7 protein-coding genes are annotated in these 6,163 nt (G+C 71.8%); 1 reads left to right on the plus strand and 6 read right to left on the minus strand.

Features of this window, described 5'->3' with window-relative positions; genetic code table 11:
* Nucleotides 1–31 precede the first annotated feature (31 nt).
* The 4 genes from P409_RS23625 to P409_RS23640 form a co-directional block, all read right to left on the minus strand.
* The gene (locus tag P409_RS23625; RefSeq protein ID WP_034844453.1) at nt 32–1,483 is read right to left on the minus strand and encodes an amidase; all 1,452 of its coding nucleotides are present in this window, start codon (nt 1,481–1,483) and stop codon (nt 32–34) included.
* Nucleotides 1,484–1,551: 68 nt separating this feature from the next.
* On the minus strand, nt 1,552–2,421 hold the full coding sequence (locus tag P409_RS23630) for a bifunctional transcriptional activator/DNA repair enzyme AdaA (RefSeq protein ID WP_202964776.1): 870 nt from the start codon (nt 2,419–2,421) through the stop codon (nt 1,552–1,554).
* A gap of 68 nt (nt 2,422–2,489) precedes the next feature.
* Entirely contained in the window at nt 2,490–3,395 is a 906-nt protein-coding gene (locus P409_RS36400) for a creatininase family protein (RefSeq protein ID WP_052121279.1), read from the minus strand.
* A gap of 42 nt (nt 3,396–3,437) precedes the next feature.
* Nucleotides 3,438–3,968: a DUF2244 domain-containing protein gene (locus P409_RS23640; RefSeq protein ID WP_034844455.1), complete on the minus strand. Its 531-nt coding sequence runs from the start codon at nt 3,966–3,968 to the stop codon at nt 3,438–3,440.
* Nucleotides 3,969–4,046: 78 nt separating this feature from the next.
* Here P409_RS23640 and nth point away from each other — a divergent pair, with 78 nt between their 5' ends.
* Nucleotides 4,047–4,685 carry an endonuclease III gene (nth, locus tag P409_RS23645; protein ID WP_034844456.1) on the plus strand — a complete coding sequence of 213 codons (639 nt, stop codon included), beginning with the start codon at nt 4,047–4,049 and terminating at the stop codon, nt 4,683–4,685.
* A gap of 52 nt (nt 4,686–4,737) precedes the next feature.
* Here the strand turns inward: nth and P409_RS23650 are convergent, their stop codons facing one another.
* Together P409_RS23650 and P409_RS23655 are read right to left on the minus strand one after the other, a co-directional pair.
* Entirely contained in the window at nt 4,738–5,682 is a 945-nt protein-coding gene (locus P409_RS23650; RefSeq protein ID WP_034844457.1) for a hypothetical protein, read from the minus strand.
* Between the two features lie 209 nt (nt 5,683–5,891).
* On the minus strand, nt 5,892–6,163 hold a 272-nt coding region (locus tag P409_RS23655; RefSeq protein WP_034844458.1), incomplete at its 5' end, for a VOC family protein.

Below are 6,163 nucleotides of genomic sequence, written 5' to 3' on the forward strand. Positions count from 1 at the left end.
TCTACTCGATGACCGACGTGCTGGGGCTGAGTTAAGCCCCGATACACACCGGCGGCCGGCGGTCGATCCAGGGCTGCGCCGCCTCCAGCTGGGTCGCCAGGCGCAGCAGCGTCGCCTCGTCGCCGCCGCGGCCGACCAGCTGCACCCCGACCGGCAGCCCGTCCGGCGTCCAGTGCATCGGCAGTGACATCGCCGGCAGGCCGGACAGGTTGAACGGGAACATGAACACCGCATCCGACCACAGCGCGTTGTAGGCGTCGTAGTCGGTCATGCTCATGTCCCAATGGCCGAGCGGGCGCGGCGGCTGGGTCAGGGCCGGGGTCAGCACCGCGTCGAAGGGCAGCACCTGCCCGACCAGGATGCGGCCGAATCGGCGCAGCGCCTCGACATCGGCGGCGTGCCCGACGCCGGTGATCGACCGGCCGCGTTCGATCGCCGCCCAGGTGATCGGCTCGACCTCCTCCGGCGTCACCGGCCGGCCGGCCACCGGCTCCAGCGCCGCGAACATCGCCGCCGTCTGCACCGCCCCCATGCGGGTGTAGGCGGCCCAGGCCGTCGCGGCATCGAAGTCGAGCGCGATCTCTTCCACCGCATGGCCCAGCCCCTCCAGCAGCTTCGCCGTGCCCTGCAGCGCCGCCGTCACCTCCGGATGGACCGGCTTGCCGTCGGGCGCCCGGGTGACCATGGCGAGGCGCAGCCCCTTGGCCGGCTGCCGTGCCGCGTCGGCCCAGCTTTCGGCCGGTGTTGCCGGGGTGTAGGGATCGCCCGGCGTGCCACCGGCCACGGCGTCGAGATAGGCGGCGGTGTCGCGCACGGTGCGCGAGACGCAAAGGAAGAACACGCCGCCATACCAGACATCGACCGCGCCGGGGGCGAAGGACACCCGGCCGCGCGACGGCTTCAGCCCGACCAGCCCGCAATTGGACGCCGGCACGCGGATCGAACCGGCGCCGTCCGTGGCCTCGGCCAGCGGCACCATCCGCGCCGCCACCGCCGCGGCCGACCCGCCGCTGGAGCCGCCGGAGGTCACGTCGGCACGCCAGGGGTTGCGGGTCGGGCCGTGCAGCCGCGGCTCGGTCGAGATGCACCAGCCATTCTCCGGCACATTGGTGCGGCCGAGAATGCTGAAGCCGGCCTGCTTGACCCGCCGGGTCGATTCGCCGTCGACCGGGGCGGGCAGGTCCCGCAGATAGGCGCAGCTGGCGGTGGCCGGCACGCCCTGCCATTGCGAGCCGAGATCCTTCAAGAGGAACGGCACCCCGGCGAAGGGCGCATCGGCCGGGGCCTGCGCCGCCGCCTGCCGCCCGAGGTCGTAGGCCTTGATGGTGACGGCGTTGATCTGCGGGTTCAGCCGCTCGATCGCCGCGATCGCGGTCTCCGCCAGCTCGGCCGCGGAGACGTCGCCGCTGCGCACCCATTCGGCCAGACCCAGCCCGTCGCGCGCCGCATAGTCGCGGATCAGGGCCTCGGTGACGATGGCCATGGTGTCCCTCCCGTCTGGTTTTGCGGAAGGCTAGCATGGGGAAACGGGCCGGCAACCCGGCTAAGATCTCAAGCCGCCTTGACGCCGGTCAGCCCGGCTTCCCAGGCCAGCAGCGCTTGCTTCTTGCTGGAGCCCCAGCGGTAGGTGTGGATGATGCCGCTGGCCCGGATCACGCGGTGGCAGGGGATCAGCACCGAGACCGGATTGGACCCGACCGCGCCGCCCACGGCGCGGCTGGCGGATGGCCGGCCGATCGCCGCGGCGACATCGCCGTAGCTGGCCACCCGGCCGGGCGGGATCGACAGCAGCGCCTCCCACACCTTGACCTGGAAGTTGGTGCCGCGCAGCAGCACCGGCAGCGGCGGACGCTGCCCGATCGGCGCGAACATCGTCGCCACCACGGCGGCGGTGGCCGCCTGGTCGCGCACCAGCTCCGCCCCCGGCCATTCGCCGGCGAACTCGGCGACCGCCGCCGTCTCGTCGCCGGTGATGAAGCTGAACCAGCAGACGCCGCGGTCGGTGGTGCCGACGATGCAGCGGCCGAACGGGCTGGAGTGCAGGCCCCAGCGAATCACCAGCCCGGCGCCGCACGCCTTCCAGTCGCCGGGCGTCATCGCCTCGCAGGTGACGAACAGATCGTGCAGCCGCGATGGGCCGGACAGGCCGGTGTCCAGCGCGGCGTCGAGCAGGCTGGACTGGACGCTGAGCAGCCGGCGCGCATGGTCCAGCCGCAGATACTGGGCGAAGCGCTTCGGGCTGATGCCGACCCAGCGCGAGAAGACGCGCTGGAAATGGTGCGGATGCAGCCCGGCTTCGGCCGCCAGCGTGGCCAGGTCCGGCGGATCGTCGCGCCGCTCCACCAGCAAGGCGATGGCCCGCGCCACCGCCTCGTGGTGCGGCTCGTCGGCGGCGCCGGCCAGGTCATCGGCAGGAAGCATGCTCATGCCTCGAAATGTCGTGCCGCCGGCTTGGGCGGACAACCCGGAAGTTGCGATTCCGGCCCGGCTCAGCCCAGCTGTTCCTCCGCCGCGAGCCAGTTCAGATGCCAGCGGCTGCCCGGCGGCACGGACCTGCCCTGGCCGGTACCGTCGCGCTGCATCGTCAGGAAGCCGGGCAGTGCCGGCGCCACCACCGACTCCCACAGCCGCTCGACATCGCCGAAGCTCATCAGCCGGGCGGTCGGCCTGGTCTCGTCATAGGCAGCCAGCAGCTCCCGCGCCCGGTCTGCCAGCCAGGCCGCCTGGCGCGCCACCATCGCCTCGCCGTCGCGACGGCTGGACAGCGGCGCGTCGGGCCCCATGGCGAAATGCGGTCCCGCCTCGCCCGCCGGCGGCAGGCGCGAGCTGTCGACGCAGTCCGGCTCGATGGCCCAGAGCTGGGAGGTCTCGATCCGCCCGGCATGGTCGCCGCGCGACGGCCCCCGCCCGTCGATGCCCTCATGGTCGGCCTCGAAATCCGGCAGCGACAGCAGCCGGGCGCCGATATGGGGCTGGACCAGCTCGACCATGGTCTTCAGGTCGCGGTAGTTCTGGCCGTAATGGCCGGTCAGCAGGATCACCGCCTTGAAGCCGATGCGGTCGGCGGCGCGCAGCTGGTAGCAGATGTTCTTGAAATGCTGCCAGGGCGGCAGCGCCGTCAGCCAGTCGCGCGCCACCTCCCCGACATGGGCGCGGGACCAGATGGCGTAGTCGCCGACCTCGTGGATGTGCCAGTAATCCGGCGGCGCGACGATGCCGCCGCCACGCCGGGCCGCGGCGCAGGCGATGCCATGGGCCTTCAGCGCGTCCAGGCCGGTGGCGTTGTGCGGGCCGTGCGGTTCGCACAGGCCGTAGGTCAGGTACAGCACCGGCGCCTCGGCGAAGCGGCGCTCCAGCTGATCGGGGAACATCCGCTCCCAGCGGACCTCGTCCATCGCATCCCTCCGTTCGCGACCCGCGGACGGCGGGTGTTCGTGTCAATCCTGGGCGCCGCCGCGCAGCCGGTCGAGGGCCGCCGACAGGTCGCGCGCCAGATGGTCGCGGTCGGAGGGGGCGAGGAAGCCGCCGATGGCGAAGCGCTGGCCGTGGCTGGTCAGGGTGATGCGGTTCTGGCCGACCTCGCTGCGGTCGACCGCGACCCGCAGCCAGTAGGGCTGCAGCTCGATCCGGTGCGACACGCCGCGATGGTCGCCATGCTCGACCACCAGCCGGTCGGCGGTCAGGCGCAGGCTTTCCCAGCTGCGCCCGGCCCGGCGCAGGTTCAGCCGCATCAGGAAGAACAGCAGCAGCGCGTCGAGCCCGTAGAAGCCGAAGACCGGCCAGGCGCCGAGCATCAGGAACAGCACGCCGTTGAACAGGCTGGTGACGCCGACCACGCCGATCACCAGCCAGAAGCCGACCGGCCCCAGGCTGCGCTTCGGCCGCAGCAGCCGCTCGAACAGGACCGGTCCGCGATCCTCCGTGGCGCCGCCATGGGCGCCGATCCGGGTGAGGCTGCTGCTGCGCATGGGGGTGAGCATAGTCCGCCGCGGCACGGTGGCAATGGCCGATGGCGCGACCCGTGAGGCCTCGCTAGGCTGCGGCGCATGAAGCCAGCCGCGATCGACACCTTCTACGCCCGACTCGCCGCCCGCATGCCGGAGCCGCAGACCGAGCTGCAATACAGCAGCCCCTTCACCCTGCTGGTCGCCGTGGTGCTGTCGGCCCAGGCCACCGATGTCGGGGTGAACAAGGCCACAGGGCCGCTGTTCGCCGTGGCCGACACGCCGGCGAAGATGGCCGCGCTGGGGGTGGAGGGGCTGTCGCGCTACATCCGCACCATCGGCCTCTACAACATGAAGGCCAAGAACGTCATCGCCCTGTCGGAGATCCTGCTGAAACAGCATGACGGCGAGGTGCCGCGCGACCGGGAGGCGCTGGAGGCGCTGCCGGGCGTCGGCCGCAAGACCGCCAATGTGGTGCTGAACGTCGCCTTCGGCGAGCCGACCATCGCCGTCGACACCCATATCTTCCGGGTCGGCAACCGCACCGGCCTGGCCAAGGGCAAGACCCCGGACGCGGTGGAGAAGGTGCTGGAGCGGGTGACGCCGGACCGCTGGAAGCTGCACGCGCATCACTGGCTGATCCTGCATGGCCGCTACACCTGCAAGGCGCGGAAGCCGCTGTGCGAGACCTGCGTCGTCGCCGATCTGTGCGAATGGCCGGAGAAGACCATCCCCGCCTGAGAGACAAACGGCGAAGTCCGCCTCCCTGGACACCGGGCCGCCGCCCGTGGCTTCAGGCGGCGGATCCCGCCCGCTGGCTCGCGGCTCGGCCCGGTCCCGCCAGGACCGCCAGATGGGCCCGGGCAATGCCGAGCTTCTTGACGACCGAGCTGCCGCTCTCGATGCCGTGGAACAGCTCCTGCCGGTCCGACAAGGCATCGATCATGCGGTCGGCATAGCTCTGCCGCGGCCGGGCGCGGGCGACCGCGCGCAGATGGGCCAGGCCGTGCGAATCGGCCAGGGTCGCGCCGAAGGAATCCGTGATCTCGCCGGCCAGCGCGGCCTCGAACCAGGGCAGCAGCCGGGGATGGGTCAAGACCGCGCCGAACAGCGGGTCATCGCGATAGCCGTGCCAGCGCGTGGTCAGGCGCCGCGCCTCGTCGTCGCCGACGCTGGCGAGGTCCTTGAACGAGCTGCCGCCGCCATGCCGGGTGACGGCGGCGACGCGCTCGGCCGAGCGCAGCCCCAGCCGGTCCGCCACCCGCTGCCGGTATTCCGCATCCAGGACCCAGGCGTTGTAGCCGATCAGGGACAGGCCCGGCACGGCGCCCTCGGCATAGGCCTTCAGCCAGTCGCGCTCGGCGAAGAGCTGGCGCAGGATCATCACCAGGTCCAGCCGGGCCAGACGCTTGCGGTGCATCAGGCTGGCGGTCAGGTTCAGCGGGTCGCGCAGGAACAGCAGGTCCACCCGCTGGCCGCCGGTCGCACGCTGCATCTGCCAGGCGGCCTCGAGCCCCAGCCGCGTCACGCCCTCATAGTTGAAGATCGAGGTGCCGTTCGCGCCCTTGCCGCGTGCAGCCGGACCGCTGACTGTTCGCAGATGCGCGCGGATCGGCTCGCCGATCACGACGTTGTTGACGAAGGCGGCCGGCGTGTCCCGGTTCTGCCGCAGCCAGCGCACGAAGGCGTGGTGGCCGGATCGCTTGGTGGAAATGACGTTGATGAATTCGAGACCCATCCTCGCCCGCTCTCCCTCGGTTGGACGGAAGAAGTTCCCTGCCCTGCCGTTCCGGGCGACGTCGAGCGCCGCCGGCGGCCGGCTTGCTGCCGGCGCCGCCATCCTTACAGGAAAGTAAGGAAAGGCTGAACCGTCATGTTCGCCGCAGGCGCGGGATCAGGCCCCGGCCGCCGCCGGTCGGCATGTCGTGACCGCTATCGCCGCGCCGGTCAGGCCGGAGGATCGGCGATCTCGTCATAGCCTCGGTTGAGGAACTGGATGAGGCAGAGCCCATGGCCGAACGGATCGGCCAGCTGCGCCAGCCGGCCCCAGGCGGCGGTGCGGATCGCGCCCTCGGCCACGGCGCCGGCCGCCACCGCCCGCTCCCGTGCCGCCTCGACATCGTCCACCACCACGTCGAGATGCACCGGCGTCCAGTGCCGGGCGTAGTCGCGGCGGCTGTCGCCGGCGCCGATCGTGCCGGCCGGCTTGCGCAGCAGGT

This window comes from Inquilinus limosus MP06 (genome assembly GCF_000767795.1).
GTDB lineage: Bacteria > Pseudomonadota > Alphaproteobacteria > DSM-16000 > Inquilinaceae > Inquilinus > Inquilinus limosus_E.